General features: G+C 41.0%; 17 protein-coding genes. 7 read left to right on the forward strand and 10 right to left on the reverse strand.

The window, feature by feature from the left end:
- Positions 1-75 precede the first annotated feature (75 nt).
- The 3 genes from E3D81_RS03460 (at position 76) to E3D81_RS03470 (ending at position 3,867) form a co-directional block, all read left to right on the forward strand.
- Positions 76-1,389: an aspartate kinase gene (locus E3D81_RS03460; RefSeq protein WP_134776416.1), complete on the forward strand. Its 1,314-nt coding sequence runs from the start codon at positions 76-78 to the stop codon at positions 1,387-1,389.
- Positions 1,390-1,396: 7 nt separating this feature from the next.
- On the forward strand, positions 1,397-2,551 hold the full coding sequence (gene lysA / locus E3D81_RS03465) for a diaminopimelate decarboxylase (RefSeq protein WP_134776417.1): 1,155 nt from the start codon (positions 1,397-1,399) through the stop codon (positions 2,549-2,551).
- A gap of 368 nt (positions 2,552-2,919) precedes the next feature.
- Positions 2,920-3,867, forward strand: coding sequence for an IS110 family transposase (locus tag E3D81_RS03470; RefSeq protein WP_134776418.1), 948 nt, complete (start codon positions 2,920-2,922; stop codon positions 3,865-3,867).
- A 117-nt stretch (positions 3,868-3,984) separates the two neighbouring features.
- Here the strand turns inward: E3D81_RS03470 and E3D81_RS03475 are convergent, their stop codons facing one another.
- The 6 genes from E3D81_RS03475 to mazG all read right to left on the reverse strand — a co-directional run bounded on the left by E3D81_RS03475 (position 3,985) and on the right by mazG (position 10,706).
- Positions 3,985-4,422, reverse strand: a complete 438-nt coding sequence (locus E3D81_RS03475) for a carboxymuconolactone decarboxylase family protein (RefSeq protein WP_134776419.1) — start codon at positions 4,420-4,422, stop codon at positions 3,985-3,987.
- A 72-nt stretch (positions 4,423-4,494) separates the two neighbouring features.
- Positions 4,495-5,070, reverse strand: coding sequence for a Crp/Fnr family transcriptional regulator (locus E3D81_RS03480; protein ID WP_134776420.1), 576 nt, complete (start codon positions 5,068-5,070; stop codon positions 4,495-4,497).
- 110 nt (positions 5,071-5,180) lie between these two features.
- On the reverse strand, positions 5,181-7,790 hold the full coding sequence (gene clpB / locus E3D81_RS03485; protein WP_134776421.1) for an ATP-dependent chaperone ClpB: 2,610 nt from the start codon (positions 7,788-7,790) through the stop codon (positions 5,181-5,183).
- Between the two features lie 200 nt (positions 7,791-7,990).
- Positions 7,991-8,647: an HAD family hydrolase gene (locus E3D81_RS03490; RefSeq protein ID WP_134776422.1), complete on the reverse strand. Its 657-nt coding sequence runs from the start codon at positions 8,645-8,647 to the stop codon at positions 7,991-7,993.
- Between the two features lie 19 nt (positions 8,648-8,666).
- Entirely contained in the window at positions 8,667-9,851 is a 1,185-nt protein-coding gene (locus E3D81_RS03495; protein WP_134776423.1) for a serine hydrolase domain-containing protein, read from the reverse strand.
- 51 nt (positions 9,852-9,902) lie between these two features.
- Entirely contained in the window at positions 9,903-10,706 is an 804-nt protein-coding gene (mazG, locus tag E3D81_RS03500) for a nucleoside triphosphate pyrophosphohydrolase (RefSeq protein WP_134776424.1), read from the reverse strand.
- An 83-nt stretch (positions 10,707-10,789) separates the two neighbouring features.
- Here mazG and E3D81_RS03505 point away from each other — a divergent pair, with 83 nt between their 5' ends.
- Positions 10,790-11,095 carry a hypothetical protein gene (locus E3D81_RS03505; RefSeq protein WP_099366260.1) on the forward strand — a complete coding sequence of 102 codons (306 nt, stop codon included), beginning with the start codon at positions 10,790-10,792 and terminating at the stop codon, positions 11,093-11,095.
- Between the two features lie 282 nt (positions 11,096-11,377).
- Positions 11,378-12,319, forward strand: coding sequence for a hydrogen peroxide-inducible genes activator (locus E3D81_RS03510; RefSeq protein WP_099366261.1), 942 nt, complete (start codon positions 11,378-11,380; stop codon positions 12,317-12,319).
- Here E3D81_RS03510 and E3D81_RS03515 read toward each other — a convergent pair.
- From E3D81_RS03515 to E3D81_RS03530, 4 genes are all read right to left on the reverse strand, one after another.
- Positions 12,316-12,906 carry a riboflavin synthase gene (locus tag E3D81_RS03515; protein ID WP_099366262.1) on the reverse strand — a complete coding sequence of 197 codons (591 nt, stop codon included), beginning with the start codon at positions 12,904-12,906 and terminating at the stop codon, positions 12,316-12,318. The two genes, E3D81_RS03510 and E3D81_RS03515, sit on opposite strands and share 4 nt — an antisense overlap.
- A 508-nt stretch (positions 12,907-13,414) precedes the next feature.
- A complete protein-coding gene (gene nhaA / locus E3D81_RS03520) occupies positions 13,415-14,590 on the reverse strand; it encodes a Na+/H+ antiporter NhaA (protein WP_134776425.1) in 1,176 nt (391 codons plus the stop codon).
- Between the two features lie 48 nt (positions 14,591-14,638).
- Entirely contained in the window at positions 14,639-15,955 is a 1,317-nt protein-coding gene (locus E3D81_RS03525) for an ABC transporter permease (protein ID WP_134776426.1), read from the reverse strand.
- Positions 15,956-15,973: 18 nt separating this feature from the next.
- Entirely contained in the window at positions 15,974-16,885 is a 912-nt protein-coding gene (locus E3D81_RS03530) for an ABC transporter ATP-binding protein (protein ID WP_134776427.1), read from the reverse strand.
- A 60-nt stretch (positions 16,886-16,945) separates the two neighbouring features.
- Between E3D81_RS03530 and yihA the strand changes: the two genes are divergently transcribed.
- A complete protein-coding gene (gene yihA, locus E3D81_RS03535; protein WP_099366266.1) occupies positions 16,946-17,557 on the forward strand; it encodes a ribosome biogenesis GTP-binding protein YihA/YsxC in 612 nt (203 codons plus the stop codon).
- 2 nt (positions 17,558-17,559) lie between these two features.
- On the forward strand, positions 17,560-18,408 hold the full coding sequence (locus E3D81_RS03540; RefSeq protein ID WP_099366267.1) for a UbiA-like polyprenyltransferase: 849 nt from the start codon (positions 17,560-17,562) through the stop codon (positions 18,406-18,408).
- Positions 18,409-18,411 lie beyond the last annotated feature (3 nt).

The following is an 18,411-nucleotide window of genomic DNA, read 5'->3' on the forward strand; positions in this document are numbered from 1 at the left end:
TAGGAATTTGTGCCGCTTTTTTTGTGAAAAAACCTATATTCACACCCGCAAAAAAAAATTGTATAAAAAGTAGATATGAAAATTCTAAAATTCGGAGGAACATCCGTAGGAAGTGCTGAACGTATCAAAGGATTACTAGACATAGTAAATCCCGCAGAACGTCAAATTGTTGTACTTTCAGCTGTTGCTGGAACGACCAATGCCTTGGTAGAAATTGCTAAAGCCCTTTTAAATGGTAAGAAGGACGAGGCCAAACAATTAATTAGTGAACATAAGGATAAGTACGAAAACTTAATCAAGGAACTCTTCAGCACAGAGAACGGATATAAGAATGGAAAAGAATTGATCGATTATCACTTTAACTTGATCTCCTCCTTATCAAACGACCTGTTTACGCCTGTGGAGGATAAGATCATCCTTGCGCAAGGGGAATTGATGTCCACTAATCTTTGGCACCTGTATTTACAGGAAAAAGGAGTGAAGTCTGTGCTATTGCCAGCATTGGATTTCATGAAAATCGATGAGGATAATGAACCTATCGTGCCTTTTATCAAAGAGAAGTTGGAGGCTATTTTAGAAGAAACACCAGAAAACACCCTGTTCATCACGCAAGGTTTTATCTGTCGCAATTCCTTCGGTGAGATTGATAACCTGCGTCGCGGTGGATCAGATTATACCGCTTCCTTGATCGGTGCAGCAATTCAAGCTGATGAGGTTCAGATCTGGACGGATATTGATGGGATGCATAACAATGACCCTCGTATCGTGAAGAACACGACTCCAATCGCTAACCTTAGCTTTGATGAAGCGGCAGAATTGGCCTACTTTGGAGCTAAGATCCTGCATCCTCAAAGCGTATTCCCAGCACAAAAATATAATGTGCCTGTACGATTATTGAATACCATGGATCCGAAAGCCTATGGAACCCTGATTTCGAAAGATGGTGGACAGAAAGGATTTATCCGTGCGGTAGCTGCTAAGGATGAAATTACGGCTATCCATATCCATTCCTCCAGAATGCTATTAGCCTATGGTTTCCTACGTAAGATCTTTGAGATTTTTGAGCGTTATAAAACACCGATCGATATGATTACCACCTCCGAAGTGGCTGTGTCCTTATCCATCGACGATACCAAGAACCTGGGCGACATCATCCGCGAAGTGGAAGACTTCGGTAGGGTAAGTGTTGACAGAAATCAGACTATCATCTGTGTGGTTGGTGATTTTGGTGCCAACACCCATGGCTATGCAGCGCGCGTATTAGATGCTGTAAAACATCTTCCATTACGCATGGTGTCTTATGGCGGTTCCGATTATAACGTTTCCATCCTGTTGGATTCTGAACATAAAGTGGAAGCCCTAAGATCTTTACATAACAGACTTTTCTAAACCTATAATGAACATACATCAATTAGATATCAATCATTTGAAATCCTTAGAAACGCCATTCTACCATTATGATATGGAGCTTTTGGCAAATACCTTGGATGCCGCTAAAAAAGCTGCTGACAAGCGGGGATTTCATTTACACTACGCCCTTAAAGCGAACTTCAACGACCGTATTTTGGAACTTATCCAATCAAAGGGATATGGGGCCGACTGTGTGAGTGGCAATGAGGTACAAAAATCCATCGATATGGGTTTCCCAGCTTCGCAGATTACTTTTGCTGGCGTAGGCAAATCCGATAAGGAGATCATCCTGGCCTTGGAACAACAAATATTTGCGTTCAACGTGGAATCTATCCAAGAGCTGTTGATCATTGATGAATTAGCTGGTAAATTGGGTGTAAAAGCGAATATTTCCCTTCGGATCAATCCGAATGTGGATGCGCATACACACCATTACATCACCACCGGTCTGGATGAGAATAAATTCGGGGTTCCCAATTCCGAATTGGAGAAAGCGGCATCAGTACTACGATCCTGTGAGCATGTGAACCTGTTGGGTCTGCATTTTCATGTTGGTTCGCAGATCACCGATATGAATGTATTCAAAAGCCTTTGTGTAAAGGTGAATGAATGGAAGAATTGGTTTGAAGAGCGTGGAACGACCATTAAAGTATTGAACGTAGGAGGGGGATTAGGCGTTGATTACCAACAGCCTGATGAAAACCCGATGCCTGACTTTGAAGCCTATTTTGATGTTTTTGATAAGTTCTTGGAGCGAAATCCCAATCAGGAAGTACATTTTGAATTAGGTAGAGCGCTTGTGGCTCAATCCGGAACCTTGGTAAGCCAGGTGCTGTACACCAAAAGCGGAATCAAAAAGAACTTTTTGATTTTAGATGCCGGAATGACGGAATTAATGCGTCCAGCTTTATACCAAGCCTACCATAAGATCGAAAAATTAGGCAGCTCAAACCAGGAAGAATTACTTAATTATGATGTGGTAGGTCCTATCTGTGAAAGCTCCGACTGCTTTGGAAAGGAAGTTACCCTTCCTATTTCAGAAAGGGGAGACCTGATCGCTATCCGTACCGCCGGCGCCTATGGTGAAGTCATGGCATCCCGGTATAATTTAAGGGATGAGATAAGGTATGTGTATGGGTAGGTTTTTTAGACGTTAGATGATAGATTTTAGACGTTAGACCTATGTGGATATTGAATAAGAGGAACATTTGTTCCTCTTTTTATTTTTTCCACCCCGCGTCATTGCGAGGAGTCCTTCGTCATCGTAAGTTTGTAGGGAAGTTATAGGAATTAAAGAAACAGAATATAATTTTGTATTTCATTTAGGATACAGCGAGAGAGGGAGTAAGATTTTTAATCGTCATTGGTCCTTGAGAGACCCTTCGCAATGTTAATCCCCCTCTCTTATTCCTATCATAAACTTGGACAGTTCATTAGGCCCGGAGCCTGTTTTTACGATTGATAAGTTATGATAAGAGCTGCTGTAATCCACAAAAATGGTATACAAAGATGGTAACAGGTATTGATTGTTCAAAGGATTATTTTGACATTTCTGTCCAATCGGGACAGAAAGAGGTTTTTAAGGGTCGTTTCAGTAACGACGAAGCGGGTTTTGTGGAGGCCCTGGGCCACATGCACGGCAGCCATATAGCGATGGAGGCCACCGGTCCCTATTACTTCCGGCTGGCAAAGTTCCTCTGGGAGAGGGATGAACGGGTCTCGGTCATCAACCCCCTTGTCATCAGGCGTTTTTCCCAGATGACCCTGGCCAGGACCAAGACCGACAGGAAGGATGCCCAGCTCATCGCCAAGTTCACCAGCATGACGGAACCTGCCCAATGGAGGCTGCCGGAGGAACATGTGCTGAGGATCAGGAACCTGGAAGGCTATATCAAGGGACAGAAGGAATGCAGGACCATGCTAACGAACAGGCTCCATGCATATGAACATGCGGGAACACTGGAACCCACGCTCAGGAAGACCATAGAGGAAGGGATCAAACGTTATGATCAGGACATCAATGAACATGAAAGGCAGGTCCAGCAGATCATCATGGAGAATTACGGGGAACTCAATGCGAACCTGCGGAGCATACCCGGAATAGGGCCACGCAGCGCAGCACTGCTTATCATCCTGACGGACGGTTTCAGTCGGTTCGAGGGGCACAGGCAGCTGATATCCTATTTCGGACTGGCGCCCAGGATATTCGAGTCCGGCAGCAGTGTAAGGGGAAAGGGACATATCTGCAAGATGGGGATGGGCCAGGTCAGAAAGGTGCTGTACATGGCGGCAATATCCGCCATCAGGAGCAACACCGCCTGCAGCGGGCTTTATGGGAGGTTGATGGAAAAGGGAAAACCCTACAAGGTCGCAATCATAGCAGTGGTGAACAAACTGATCAAACAGGCATTCGCCATCGCAAAATCTGGAAAGGGCTACATCGCAAAAGCGGCCTAATCAGAATATTATTTGGAGAAAATTTAATTTATTATTTGGATATATACACAGTTCATTGCGAAGAGGTACAACACCCCGCGTCATTGCGAGGAACGAAGCAATCTTTACACCGCCCCCCTACAAAGGCTGTGTCAAAGAACTGATCGCAATTCTATTCCAAACATTAATCGTAGCAATAGTCAATATTATCTTCGCGATATACCCCTCATCAAAAACCTTTTCCGCCTCCGCATAGGTCTCTTCCTTTAATCCTGCCTTAGAAATCATCGTAATTTCTTCCGTCATCGCCAGAATCACACGTTCCTTCTCATCATAAAGATTGGTTTCCCTCCAAGCATCCAATAAAAAAATCCGTTGAGTCGTTTCTCCCTGTTTCAACGCATCTTTTGTGTGCATATTAATACAAAACGCACAACCATTTATCTGGGAAGCTCTGATCTTAATCAATTCAATATGCGATTTCTCTAAACCAGAATGCTGTACGAAATTTTCTAATCCTAATACCGCTTGATATCCCTTTGGCTCAATCGCCGAAATGTTCATTCTTGCTTTCATGTCTAATTAATTTTTTCAATTATTTAATACCACAAAGTAAATCCATTAGCGCCAAAGAAATCTTAAACCAGTTTAAGAAATACTTTTCTTGCGTATCTCACTAACATATTCCGGCGTTAAGCCCAAATAGGAAGCTATTAAATACTGAGGGACACGTTGCATAAAATCAGGAAAATTCCTGCTGAACTGTAGGTAGATTTCCTCTTTAGAATAAAGTTTAAATAAGATGTTTCGGTATTGAGCAGCGGCATATGCTTTTCGATAAACTGCCGAAAAATAAGCATACATGACAGGAAATCGTTCGCATATTTTCACTTCATTCTGTTTACTCATCCGTATGACCGCACTTTTTTCAACTGCCTGTATGGCACATAAGGATTTGGTTTCCTGCAACAACGATTTATGATCTGAGATCCACCAGTTCTCCAAAGCAAAGTCGGTAGTCATTTCTACCCCTTTTTCATTCAGGGTAAACATCCTTAAACATCCCTGTAACACAAAATATTGGTCATTCGAATAGTGATCCAGTTCCTGCAGGTATTCTTTTTTATTTAAGGAAACAACTTCTACATAGTTTGTAAGTTCCTGAAAGTCCGCCGCAGGCATAGGAACGATAGCATTAATATGTTTTTCTAAAATCTTAAGCATGGGTTCAATCCTAATCCTTTCAAAAATAAAAAAAACAGGGAACACCACTGGTTCCCTGTTTAATATTATTTAGCTGACCTAAAGATCAATGAATAATCGTAAAAACTATTTTATCCTTCTTTGTTCTTATCCTTATTGATGAATACAAATTGATGGTCAAAACTATCCAATTCAATAACCGAATCCGAAGTGATTTTTCCAGAAAGGATTTCTTTCGACAATTCATTCAGAATACGTTTTTGAATTACCCGTTTTAATGGTCTTGCACCATATACTGGGTCATAACCCAGCTGTGCCAACCAATCCAACGCTTCATCAGTGGCTGTTAAGAAAATATTCTGTTCGGCCAATTGCCTTTGGACCTTTCCAAACTGCATCCGAACGATATCTCCAATTTCATCCCTTGAAAGCGGAGTAAACATGATAATTTCATCAATCCTGTTCAAGAATTCCGGACGGATGGATTTCTGCAATAATTCAAACACCTCATCCTTGGTTTTCGCGATAATTTCCTCACGGTTTCCATCCATCAATTTAGAAAAATTCTCCTGGATGATATGGGATCCTGTATTCGAGGTCATGATAATAATGGTGTTCTTGAAATTGACCACACGCCCTTTATTATCCGTTAAGTGGCCATCATCCAACACCTGCAATAAAATGTTGAACACATCTGGATGTGCTTTTTCGATCTCATCCAATAACACCACCGAATACGGTCTACGACGAACAGCTTCTGTCAATTGTCCACCTTCATCATAACCAACGTATCCCGGAGGCGCTCCGATCAATCTGGAAACGGCATGACGTTCCTGGTATTCCGACATATCGATACGTACCAAAGCCTGCTCATCATCAAATAAGAATTCGGCCAAGGCTTTCGCCAATTCTGTTTTACCCACACCGGTGGTTCCCAAGAATATGAACGAACCAATCGGCCTTTTAGCATCACTCAAACCTGCTCTGGATCTCCGAATTGCATCTGATATCGCTTCAATGGCTTCATCTTGTCCGGCCACACGTTTGTGCAATTCTTCCTCCAGATTCAATAGTTTTTCGCGTTCCGATTGAATCATTTTATTGACAGGGATACCGGTCCATTTAGAAACCACGTCTGCAATATCTTCCGAGGTTACTTCCTCTTTCAACATGCGGCTGCTATCCTGTTTTTCTGCCAGTTCTTTTTTCAAACGTTCTACAGCATCCTGCGCTTCCTTGATCTTTCCATAACGTAATTCCGCTACTTTACCGTAATCACCTGCACGCTCAGCTTGTTCCGCTTCTAATTTGTAATCTTCAATATTTTGCGCTTCTTGGTTAACTTGATCAACCAGGGTCTTCTCCGATTGCCAAGCAGCCTTCAAGGAATCACGCTCGTTGGAAAGATTGGCAATGGTTTCAGATAGTTCTTTTACCTTCTTCTCGTCATTTTCTCTTTTGATAGCCTCTCTTTCAATTTCCAACTGCATGATCCGACGATCCAATTCATCCACGGATTCTGGAACGGAGTCCATTTCCAACCTCAACTTTGAAGCAGCTTCATCCACCAAGTCGATGGCCTTATCGGGCAAGAAACGATCGGTAATATAGCGTTGTGATAGTTCAACAGCCGCGATGATCGCCTCATCCAATATTCTTACCTTATGATGGGTTTCATAGCGCTCTTTCAATCCGCGAAGGATAGAGATCGCATCCTGGGTATCAGGCTCTTCCACCATAACCTTCTGAAAACGACGCTCCAATGCCTTGTCTTTCTCAAAATATTTCTGATACTCATTCAAAGTAGTCGCACCAATGGCACGCAATTCACCTCTTGCCAAGGCTGGTTTCAAGATATTGGCTGCATCCATAGCACCTTCGCCACCACCTGCACCAACCAAGGTATGGATCTCATCAATGAAAAGAATGATCTCGCCATCACTATCTGATACCTCTTTCACTACCGCTTTCAAGCGTTCTTCAAATTCACCTTTATATTTGGCTCCTGCAATCAAAGCACCCATATCCAAGGAGAACACCGTTTTGGATTTTAAATTCTCCGGTGCATCACCTTTGATGATCCGATGGGCAATTCCTTCCGCGATGGCAGTTTTACCAACACCGGGTTCACCCACTAAAATCGGATTGTTTTTGGTCCTGCGGGAAAGGATCTGCATCACCCGGCGAATTTCTTCATCACGCCCGATTACCGGATCTAATTTTCCTGATTCTGCATATTCATTCAGATTCCGAGCATATTTTCCTAAAGCATTGTAAGTAGCTTCCGCATTCTGATCCGTTACCCTATTGTTTCCTCGCAATTCCTTGATGGCCAATTTAAGATCCTTCTCATTTACGCCCTGATCTTTTAATAGGGCAGAAGCCTTATCATTGGCTGTTAATAAAGCCAAAAGAATATGTTCAATAGAAACAAACTCATCATTAAACTCTTTCAAATAGCTTTGGGCTTTCTGTAATACCGCATTGGCGCTATTACTCAGATAAACATTACTACCGCTAACCTTTGGAAGTGCGGCAATCTGCTTGTCGGCCTCTGCATTCACATAGTTTAGATTGACATTCAGTTTTTTCAAGAGATGCCCGATGATATTTTCATCAACGGTCAACAATGCTTTTAAAATATGAATGGGTTCTATCGCTTGTTGTTGGTTTCCTACAGCAATTTCAGAGGCTTTTTGTATGGCTTCTTGAGCCTTTATCGTAAAATTATTAAAATTCATAGATTAGTTATTTTCTTTTCTAACGTATGCATCAAAACCAATGCCCAGCCCATTTAAATGGACATAAACTGCAATTATGACATAAATATTAAAAATTTCATGTCAAAATTACAGGCCTATTAGGCTCCTATAAATTTAAACAAATTAAGAGTCAATATGTTAGGTGGAAATTGAAATATTATAAAAACGAAAAAATGTTCCTAATCCATCAATTTCAATAGAAAATCGGCATTCAAACCTTTATAATCCTGTATATACGCTTTACAGATGGGGAGATCTGCTTGTTGATGGGAGCTCAATACGCCCACCACATGCATTCCGGCATTTAATCCTGCGGTCACTCCAGAGAAAGAATCTTCAAAAACAAAACATGCCGAAGGATCTATTTGAAGGTTTTCAGCAGATTTCAGATAAACCTCTGGATGAGGTTTGTGCAGTTCCACATTTTCACTTCCAAGGGTAGAACTAAAGAAATCACGGATGGAAAGGCGGTCCAGTATTAGATCCATATTTGCTCGAGGTGCGGAAGTAGCAACCCCTAATTTAAAATCATGAGCTTTTAGATCAGCTAGAAAATCGGGGAGAAAGGGGATAGGCTTGGCCTCTTCCTGATAGATTTCACGGAACAAACCTTCCTTTTCATCCTCTAAAGTCAACAACTCTGAGCCTTGTATAGGTCTTTTAAAGAAATAGGTAAAAATATGGCTGTTATGTTTACCATACATGTGCTTTTCAAATTCCTCTTCGCTATAAGTGATTTGGTGACGGTCAAAAAAGACTTCAAAGGCTTTTGCATGATAGGGATTCGTATGGGCGATAACCCCATCCATATCAAAGATAACAGCTAAATTTTTCATGCTGCAAAGGTAAGAAATCCTATTCGGAAGTATTACTTTTTATCCGATCGCCCAACATGATATAAGCCTGATGAATGAAATTATAGAAGGAAGAAGCTGGATCTGCCTTGTTTTTACCGTCGTTACTATGTCCGAGTCTCACCACGATGAGATCATCTTCAGGAACCACGATCACAAATTGCCCCAAATGCCCATCCATATAGAAATAAGGCTTTTGTTGATAATTCCCCATCCACCAGCCATAGCCATACTCCGGAGAATCCGGGAATCGATTGGTTAATGATTGCGAAACATAGCTGGAATCCAGCAATTGCTGTCCATTCCATTTTCCGTGCTGAAGATAGAGTTTTCCGAAGCGGGCAAAATCCCTGGCATTACTTGCAAAACAACAGTAAGCCTTTTCGATGCCCTTTTCCTTACTGTCCAACTGCCATAGGGCATCATGTTCTGCCCCCATGGGTTCCCAAAAATACTGGGTCATCAACTCTGAAAGTGATTTCTTACCTGCTCTTTGCAAGGCTATACCCAATAATTGGGTGTCCCCGCTTTGGTATTTAAATCCTTGTCCTGGCTTGGCGTTGATCGGCATCGCATCCAAGGCGCCAACAATATCCTTATCAAAGTATAACCTGGTAGTGATCGAGAATGGATCGTAATATTTCTCCTCCCATTTCATCCCTGAACTCATGGAAACCAGATCTTTTAACGTCAAGGAATCAGCAAATGGACCTTGCACCTCAGGTACAAAATCTTTTACTTTCTGATCTATACTTTTTACCAAACCGTTTTCAATGGCCTTTCCAAGCAGGGCCGCGACCATACTTTTTGCCATGGAGAAGGAGTTGGATCTGGAGGAATCCGAATATCCACCATAATACTCCTCAAACCAGATACTATCCTGATGAATGATCATATACGCTATAGAACCAGATCGTTCATGGATTCTTTTCAATGAATCCGTGATCGGCACTTGATTATAGGATGCGGAGATTGGCCATGGTTGAGGTGTGCCATGCTTGACGGTATGGTTATCGAAATAGTGGTAATCGTCCAGATAGGCCGTCGTATGGCCTTTCATGTAAATGACATAAATGCCTTTTAGGATATAATCGACCTTGAAAACATAGAGTGAAACAATGGTCAAGAGTAGGAAAGAACCCAGCAGGATCCCCAACCATTTCAAAATCTTTATCAAAATTTTCATATATAGGTTTTGTATCAGCCTAAAGATAAGGAAATAAGAATGGAAAACCTGCTATTTTAAACGTTTAGCTTCGTTCCAATAAACATCCATCTCCTCCAGGCTCATCTGACCCAAGATCTTACCATCTGCTTTGGATTTCTCTTCCAGGTAATTGAAACGGAACATGAATTTTTTGTTGGTTTTCTCCAAGGCATTCTCCGGGTTGATACCCAGATGTCGGGCATAATTGATCAACGAGAACAACAGGTCACCAAACTCGGCTTCTGCACGTTCTAAATTGATGTTTTCCTGCTCTATATTGAATTCCGCCTTAAATTCGGCCAATTCTTCTTCTACTTTCTCCCAAACCTGCTTTTTATCTTCCCAATCAAAACCGACGCCTCTGACCTTATCCTGAATCCGATAAGCTTTTACTAATGCAGGAAGACTTTTAGGCACGCCGGAAAGGACCGACTTATTTCCCTCTTTCAATTTTATGCTTTCCCAATTCTGTTTCACCACTTCGTCGGTTTCCGCTTGTACATCTCCATAAATATGGGGATGTCTACTGATCAATTTATCGCAGATACCGTTCAGCACATCGACTATGGTAAATTGCTGTTCTTCCTCGGCAATCCGCGCGTAGAACACCAAATGCATCAATATATCACCCAGTTCATTCTTGATCTCCTTATGGTCCTTATCCAAGATGGCATCCGCCAATTCATACATTTCCTCGATGGTCAGATGTCGTAGGGATTCCATCGTCTGTTTTTTATCCCAAGGACATTCCAAACGTAGGGTATATAAAACTTCCAATAATCTTTCAAATGCTTCGCTGGGGGTGTTTTTTGCGGGAGGAATGGAATGGGCCATATGTTCAGAATAGATTTCGATTTAGTATATTTAATGAAACAATAGCCAAAGTTAACTGTTTTAAAACAAAAAAAGGATTTGATATGACCACTAAAAACGACTATGCAAATGCAAAGGAAGCCTTAGACCATCTACAGGCAAAAGGATATACCGTAGATTACAATATTGAGTTTGATGGCTTGCTGGCAGAGGCAGCTGATTATACCATCGATTATCTATATCGCTATGAAGGCATGAGCAACCCGGACGATGAAAGTTCGGTTTACGGCATCAGAAACATCAATACCGATGAAAAAGGTATTTTTGTGGCTGGCAACCTTTCTTTTTTAGAAGGTAAGAAAAGAGATATTATCCTGGAGTTGGAAATCAAGCATCGCAAGCAAGATTAAAAAGAATCTCTCTCATTAATAATCATTAAAAAAGGCTATTACATGATACATGGAATAGCCTTTTCTTCGTTGTAAAAGCATACTGAAAGTAATGTGAAAGTATGCTTTTCCTATGGTTGGGTTACAAAATCATGCTTTAAGCATGCTTTAACCATGTTTTTTTACCGAAATCATCGTTTTACCATACTAAAACAGGCCTTTTTACTGAAGGCTACTTTTTTCAGGAATTTTGTAGCAATTCGGCTATAGTCGTCGTATGTTTGTATAATCAAAATTTATAGAATGACACTTGTACAATTAGAATATATTATAGCCGTAGATACCTATAGAAGTTTTGTTGCTGCCGCCGAAAAATGTTATGTAACCCAACCAACCCTGAGTATGCAGATCCAAAAGCTGGAAGAATCCTTAGGGGTGAAGATTTTTGATAGGAGCAGACAACCAGTAGTACCTACAGAGATTGGCGAAAAGATTCTAGAACAAGCAAGGACCGTGCTCACGGAGAGCAAAAAAATAAATGAACTGCTACAGACCGAGAAAGGAGAGCTCACTGGAGAACTACGAATCGGTGTAATCCCTACTGTTGCACCTTATTTATTGCCCGCTGTTATTTCTAACTTCCTAAAAAAACACGATAAACTTAAGCTTCAGATCTGGGAATATACCACGGAACAGATCGTACAGGAACTAAAATTAGGCACCTTGGATTGCGGGTTATTATCTACCCCTATACATGATTCATCCATCAATGAGATTCCCTTATTTTACGAGACCTTTGTGGCGTATGTCTCCGAAAAGAGTTCCTTATACCAGAAGAAAATACTCAGCGCAGAAGAGATTGCTGATGAAAAACTATGGTTATTGAACGAAGGGCACTGCATGCGCGGACAGGTTTTGAATATCTGCAATTACAAGCACAACCAATCGAAGGAAGGTTCTTTTGATTACAATACCGGGAGTGTGGAAACCTTAAAAAGAATGGTTGATCTGAATGGCGGTATGACTATCCTTCCGGAATTGAGTATCAGTAATTATGATGAAGATCAATTACAGAATGTACGCTACTTCCGCGCTCCGGAACCGGTACGGGAGATCAGTATTGTCACTCCACAGAATTATGTGAAGAAACAGGCCATCAATTTATTGAAAAATGAAATCCTACAATTGGTACCGGATCGCTTTAAAACGAAACGGAAAAAAGAAGTAATGGGTTTCGCACTTTAGGATCTCAGAGCAAGCAACTTGCTTACATATTTACCAATGATATCAAACTCCAAGTTGACCGTAGATCCAACTTCCACCTGATGTAGGTTGGTATGCTCCAGGGTATAGGGGATAATCGCGACAGAAAATGAATTCTTTCCAGAATTAACCACTGTTAAACTGATTCCATTAACTGTAATCGAACCTTTTTCCACGGTTACATTTTGTTTCTCCGGATCATATTCAAAAGTAAACAGGGTACTACCATCCTGGGGTTCGACAGCCACACAGATCGCCGTTTGATCTACATGGCCCTGAACAATATGTCCATCTAAACGACCGCCAATTTGTGTACAGCGCTCTAAGTTCACCTGATCACCTTCTTTTAACAGGCCAAGCGAACTCTTTTCCAAAGTTTCTTTGATTGCGGTTACTTGGTGAACATCACCTTCCATACCGACCACTGTTAAACAAACCCCATTGTGGGAAACACTCTGATCGATTTTTAAAGCTGAACTAATAGGGGATTCCACAAAATAATGGATATTGGATTGTTCATGTTCTATTTTCGTAACGCGTCCTAAAGTTTCTATGATACCTGTAAACATATATTGATTCTTTGATACAAAGTTAAGATATTATTTTAAGCTGCCCAGCTTCCAAAACCGAATATTGTTTAGCCATTTAGTTCAGGTTAAAAGCGGATTTTAAAAAAAAATAAAAAAATATTTGCAAAAGTGTAAATTGTACACTATCTTTGTGTCATCATAATTTAGGTTTATAATTGGTTATTAAAGGTTTTCATTCTCCCCGTTTGAAAACCTTTTTTTTTGAAATTTAATCTTCTGATTTCCAGATAGTTAAAAATTTTAGACCAGAGTACAGAAGCTAATTCCCACAAAACATTTGGATTTATTAATAGAATTTATCTACCTTTGTCTTAGGTTTAGGTTGATTACCTCATAAAGAGGTTATTTTTTAAAGCTTGAGCGATCGCCCGATTGACTCAAGCTTTATTATTTTTACACCATTTCCATAACAATATGCCCGACAATTTGTAGCTGTAATTCTACTTTGACGATAGTTGCTGAGAAGAGAATTTTTGAAGGATGCCGACTAGTTGTCTTTCTTTTTGCTGAGCGCTGATAACCATAGATAACCCAGAAATCCAGAAATCAAGGAACCAATAAGCACGGCAAATTTAGCCTCTTCAATGAAAACGGGATCTTTAAAGGATAGCATGGAGATAAAAATGGACATCGTGAACCCAATACCACCCAACATGCCCACACCGATCATATGTTTCCAAGAAGCCAGTTCCGGCAGGTTTGCGATCTTTGATTTTACGCATAACCAAGAAGTGAGAAAAATACCAATCGTCTTTCCAAAGAAAAGCCCGAGGATGATTCCCAATCCCAAGGGAGTTGTCAATCCGCTTACCATTTCGCCGTGAATGGTAATATTGGTATTGACCAAGGCGAACAAAGGTATGATGATGAAGTTAACAGGATTTGCCAGGGCATGTTCTAATTTTTCCAAAGGAGATTCTGTTGCATCCGGCGTGGTGGGCAAGGTCATGGCAACCAATACACCAGCAATGGTTGCATGGATTCCCGAATGATGGATAAAATACCAGATAAAGACCCCTGGGATGATATACGCCCAAATACTTTTGACCCCAAAAAAATTAAAGGCCACCAATAGTGCCAATAAGGCACCAGCATACATCAGATAGGTATAATGAAGTTCTGTGGAATAGAATATAGCAATAACCAAGATGGCCAATAAATCATCCACAATAGCTAAAGCCGCTAGAAAGATCTTTAAACTTGCGGGAACGCGGTTACCTAATAGGGTCATGATCGCTAAGGCAAAAGCAATATCGGTAGCCATCGGGATTCCCCAGCCATGAAAAGTGGCTTCCCCTTTATTTAAGACCGAATAGATAATGGCAGGAACGATAGCTCCACCAATAGCGGCCAGAATAGGCAGTGCGGCTTTTTTAGGCGAGGACAATTCTCCTTCTACCAATTCCCTTTTGATCTCCAATCCAACCAAGAGGAAGAATATAGCCATCAACCCATCGTCAATCCAAGCCTTTACGGAATATTTCAGTTGGATACTTTCGTTCTCGAAACCAAAAGTAGTCTGCAGGATGTTGTTAAAACCAGAAGCAAGCCCCGTATTGGCTATTATCAAGGATAAAATCACACAGACAAACAATAATATTCCTCCGGAAGTATTGGAGGATAGGAACTTCTTGAATACAGTAAGATTGATCAGACTTGACATTGGATGGTATTGTCGCTAATTCGTATATTGATTTCTAATTCTATTATATTAATTCTTATAGCCAAACCACTTGATCAGCTCTTTAAAGCTGGCTTTTTTGCCATACATCAAAATGCCTACGCGATAGATTCGGGCTGCTACCCAAGTGGTGAATATAAATCCAGCTACCAATAAAGCAAATGATAAAGCGATCTGCCATACTGGTACCCCAAATGGAACACGGACCAACATGGCAATAGGAGAGGTCAAAGGTATAAAACTTAACCAAGTTGCAATGCTTCCGTGCGGATCATTTATCAACACCCCAAAAGAGAGCACATAGGCCAACAGGAGAGGGGCGGTAATAGGCATGGTAAACTGATTGGCCTCTGTTTCATTATCGACCGCAGAACCTACTGCAGCAAACAGGGCTGAATAAAGCATATAACCGCCTAAAAAGAACAAGAAGAAACAGGTCAATAGCTCAGGAAAATTCACGGAATCCAAAGCACTTCCTAAACTGGCAACCATCGACATATCCTCATTCTCCGGATTGGCATTTTGAGCGGCTTGTTGTTCCGTTTGGGCAATAAACTCATCCTTGTCGATCAGTGTGGAAGTTGCCAAACTGATCAATCCAAAGCTTAAAATGATCCATAGGATGAATTGGGTAATCCCGACCAGACCAATACCAATGATTTTTCCCATCATCAATTGGAAAGGTTTCACCGAGGATATAACCACCTCGACAATCCTATTGGATTTTTCCTCAATAATACCACGCATTACCTGAGCGCCATATAAAAAGAGGGAAAGGTAGATCAATACGGACAAGGCCATGGCAATACCCATAGCTATGCGGGTATCACTTTCTTTGGCTTCGCCCGAATCGGTGATCTCCTTAGCGGAAATCTTGACCGAGCTATCAATGTTCTTGATTTTATCCGGGTCAATATTCAGTTTAGCATATTGGTAATTCAACATGACCGTTTCCAACTGCTTCTCAATTTCGGATTGCGTATTGATATTGGGCTTTCCGGAGGATAGAAATTCGATTTTCTGGGTTTCGAAGAAATCCTGAGGGATTATTAATAGACTGGTATTATCCCCTGCATCTTTGACCTTTTTCAATTGAACACCCAATTCATCCGCAGAATGCGTGAAGGTGATGTTTTTATTGTTCACCAACTCCTTGCCGACCTGGTTGGTGTTGTCCAATACATAGACAATGGCATTGTTGTCTTCAAAGCTTTTTTTCGTCAGATAGAATGCACCTACGTAGATACCAATAAAAAATAAGGGCACTAAAAAAGTCGTCAATAGAAAAGTTTTCTTTTTAACCCTACTTAAATATTCTCTTTGAATGATTAATATAATCTTATTCATAACTAGGCTCTTGTCTTCTTAATAATTAGATGTTACTTTATCAATGAATATCTCATTCATCGTTGGAACGATTTCAAATATTTGATGGATTTCCATCATCGGGATCAGGTGAAGCAATACGTCATTCAAGTTGATACCAGGATTTAATTGAATCGTCAATTTAGACTCCTCGCCAACTTCATGTTGGATGATCTCATAGAGGCTGGAATGTTCAAGCAGCGATGTATACTCGGGCTTCAAAACATATTGAATCTTATACGTCTGGTTTTTATATTGATTTTTGATCTGTTTTACCGATCCCTCCAAGATCAATTTGGATTTATTGATCAAGGCGATATGGTCGCACAGCATTTCTACAGATTCCATCCGATGGGTTGAATAGATAATAGTAGCCCCTTTTTTATTCAGTTCCAAGATCTCGTCCTGAATAATCTGGGCATTCACGGGATCAAATCCAGAGAAGGGTTCGTCCAATATGATCAGGTCTGGCTCGTGCAATACCGTGGCAACAAACTGCACCTTCTGTTGCATTCCCTTACTGAGATCTTCCACTTTCTTATTCCACCAGGATTCAATCTGCAGTTTTTCAAACCAATATTTAATGCGTTGTTTGGCATCCTGTTTCGAAAGGCCTTTCAATTGGGCTAGATAGATCAACTGTTCGCCGATCTCCATTTTTTTATAGAGGCCTCTTTCTTCCGGCAGGTAACCAATTCTTCCGATATGTTTGGGAGAAAGGCGTTCGCCATCAAAATAGATTTCACCGGCATCAGGTGCAGTAATCTGATTGATGATACGGATCAGTGAGGTCTTTCCGGCACCATTAGGACCTAACAAACCGAAAATCTGTCCTTTAGGGACTATAAATGAAACATCATTTAATGCCGTATGATTGGCATACTGCTTCACAATGTGTCGTATATCTAGCATCTTGAGGTAATTTGGGCATGAATGTAAATAAATTTTTCTTATTTATTGTACCTTTGTGCCATGATCATCAAACAGGCCGAATTTGTAAGTAGCAATACAGAGGTATCAAAACTACCGCTAGCTGATAAACCAGAATATGCGTTTATCGGAAGATCCAATGTAGGAAAATCCTCGTTGATCAATGCCATTACGGGTCGTAAATACTTGGCAAAAACATCGCAGAAGCCGGGAAAAACCCAACTCATCAACCATTTCATCATCAATAACACCTGGTATCTGGTGGATTTGCCGGGATATGGTTTTGCACAGGTTTCCAAAAAAAGCCGGGCAGAATGGGAAAAGTTTATTCGCGCCTACCTAAGACACCGTGAAAACCTGCAATGTGTTTTTGTTTTGATCGATAGTAGACATGAACCTCAAAAGATCGATTTGGATTTCTGTTGCTGGTTAGGTGAAGAGGGGATTCCATTTATGTTGGTATTCACGAAAGCGGATAAACAGTCTGGCGTAAAATCGGATCAGAACGTGGCGAAATTCCGTCGTGCCTTAAAAAAATGGTTCGAAGAAATTCCTCCGAATTTCCTGACCTCTGCCGAAACCAAATTAGGTTGCGATAAAGTGCTTCAGGCGATAGATGATGTCAATCAAAATTTTGTATCGCCGATTGAGTAATTATGAAGAAATACATGTCGCTCGTGCTTTTTGCACATAGTATTTTCGCTTTACCATTTGCCATCATCGGTTTCTTCTTGGCCATCCACACCACAAATTATCAGTTTGAATGGAAATTATTTCTTTTGGTGTTGTTATGTATGGTAACCGCAAGAAATGCCGCCATGGCCTTTAATAGATACCTTGACAGGGATATCGACGCCCTCAACCCAAGAACAGCGGTTCGGGATATTCCAGCGGGAAGGATTGCACCCAAACAGGCATTACTATTCACCATCATCAATTGTTTGATCTTCATGCTGGCCTGTTATTTCATCAATCCGATGTGCTTGATGCTATCACCGGTCGCCCTGTTCGTGATCCTTTTTTATTCTTACATGAAAAGGATTTCACCCTTATGCCATATCGTGCTGGGAATAGGCTTGGGCTTGGCACCTGTAGGAGCTTATTTGGCCGTAACAGGACATTTTAATATTGTTCCCATTTTTTATGGTTTAGCAGTGCTGACCTGGGTGAGTGGTTTTGACATCATTTATGCTCTACAGGATGAGGAATTTGATAAGGCCAATGGATTGAACTCCATTCCGGCCAATTTTGGAGCAAAGAACGCCTTACGGATATCCGAAGTGCTACATATATTATCTTTCATTTTTGTACTATTGCCGATCTGGTTTATGCCTACGGGTATCTTCTATTATATCGGTGTCGCGTTGTATGGCCTGATGTTGATCTATCAGCATCGCATTGTAAGCCCTACAGACCTCAGTCGGGTAGACCGCGCATTTATGACTGCTAATGGTATTGCTTCTGTGGTATTTGCTGTTTTTTACTTGGCAGATATCATATTTTAATTT

This window comes from Sphingobacterium sp. CZ-2 (assembly GCF_004526235.1).
In the GTDB taxonomy this organism is placed as follows: domain Bacteria; phylum Bacteroidota; class Bacteroidia; order Sphingobacteriales; family Sphingobacteriaceae; genus Sphingobacterium; species Sphingobacterium tenebrionis.

Bases quoted from the DNA above. Each gene is read 5' to 3' on its own strand.
- mazG (WP_134776424.1), bottom strand. From the start codon at position 10,706: ATGGCCCATTCCATTCCTCCCGCAAAAAACACCCCCAGCGAAGCATTT.
- E3D81_RS03525 (WP_134776426.1), bottom strand. From the start codon at position 15,955: ATGAATAAGATTATATTAATCATTCAAAGAGAATATTTAAGTAGGGTT.
- E3D81_RS03475 (WP_134776419.1), bottom strand. From the start codon at position 4,422: ATGAAAGCAAGAATGAACATTTCGGCGATTGAGCCAAAGGGATATCAA.
- lysA (WP_134776417.1), top strand. From the start codon at position 1,397: ATGAACATACATCAATTAGATATCAATCATTTGAAATCCTTAGAAACG.
- E3D81_RS03470 (WP_134776418.1), top strand. From the start codon at position 2,920: ATGGTAACAGGTATTGATTGTTCAAAGGATTATTTTGACATTTCTGTC.
- nhaA (WP_134776425.1), bottom strand. From the start codon at position 14,590: ATGTCAAGTCTGATCAATCTTACTGTATTCAAGAAGTTCCTATCCTCC.
- E3D81_RS03495 (WP_134776423.1), bottom strand. From the start codon at position 9,851: ATGAAAATTTTGATAAAGATTTTGAAATGGTTGGGGATCCTGCTGGGT.
- E3D81_RS03515 (WP_099366262.1), bottom strand. From the start codon at position 12,906: ATGTTTACAGGTATCATAGAAACTTTAGGACGCGTTACGAAAATAGAA.
- E3D81_RS03490 (WP_134776422.1), bottom strand. From the start codon at position 8,647: ATGAAAAATTTAGCTGTTATCTTTGATATGGATGGGGTTATCGCCCAT.
- E3D81_RS03505 (WP_099366260.1), top strand. From the start codon at position 10,790: ATGACCACTAAAAACGACTATGCAAATGCAAAGGAAGCCTTAGACCAT.
- clpB (WP_134776421.1), bottom strand. From the start codon at position 7,790: ATGAATTTTAATAATTTTACGATAAAGGCTCAAGAAGCCATACAAAAA.
- E3D81_RS03480 (WP_134776420.1), bottom strand. From the start codon at position 5,070: ATGCTTAAGATTTTAGAAAAACATATTAATGCTATCGTTCCTATGCCT.
- E3D81_RS03530 (WP_134776427.1), bottom strand. From the start codon at position 16,885: ATGCTAGATATACGACACATTGTGAAGCAGTATGCCAATCATACGGCA.
- yihA (WP_099366266.1), top strand. From the start codon at position 16,946: ATGATCATCAAACAGGCCGAATTTGTAAGTAGCAATACAGAGGTATCA.
- E3D81_RS03540 (WP_099366267.1), top strand. From the start codon at position 17,560: ATGAAGAAATACATGTCGCTCGTGCTTTTTGCACATAGTATTTTCGCT.
- E3D81_RS03510 (WP_099366261.1), top strand. From the start codon at position 11,378: ATGACACTTGTACAATTAGAATATATTATAGCCGTAGATACCTATAGA.
- E3D81_RS03460 (WP_134776416.1), top strand. From the start codon at position 76: ATGAAAATTCTAAAATTCGGAGGAACATCCGTAGGAAGTGCTGAACGT.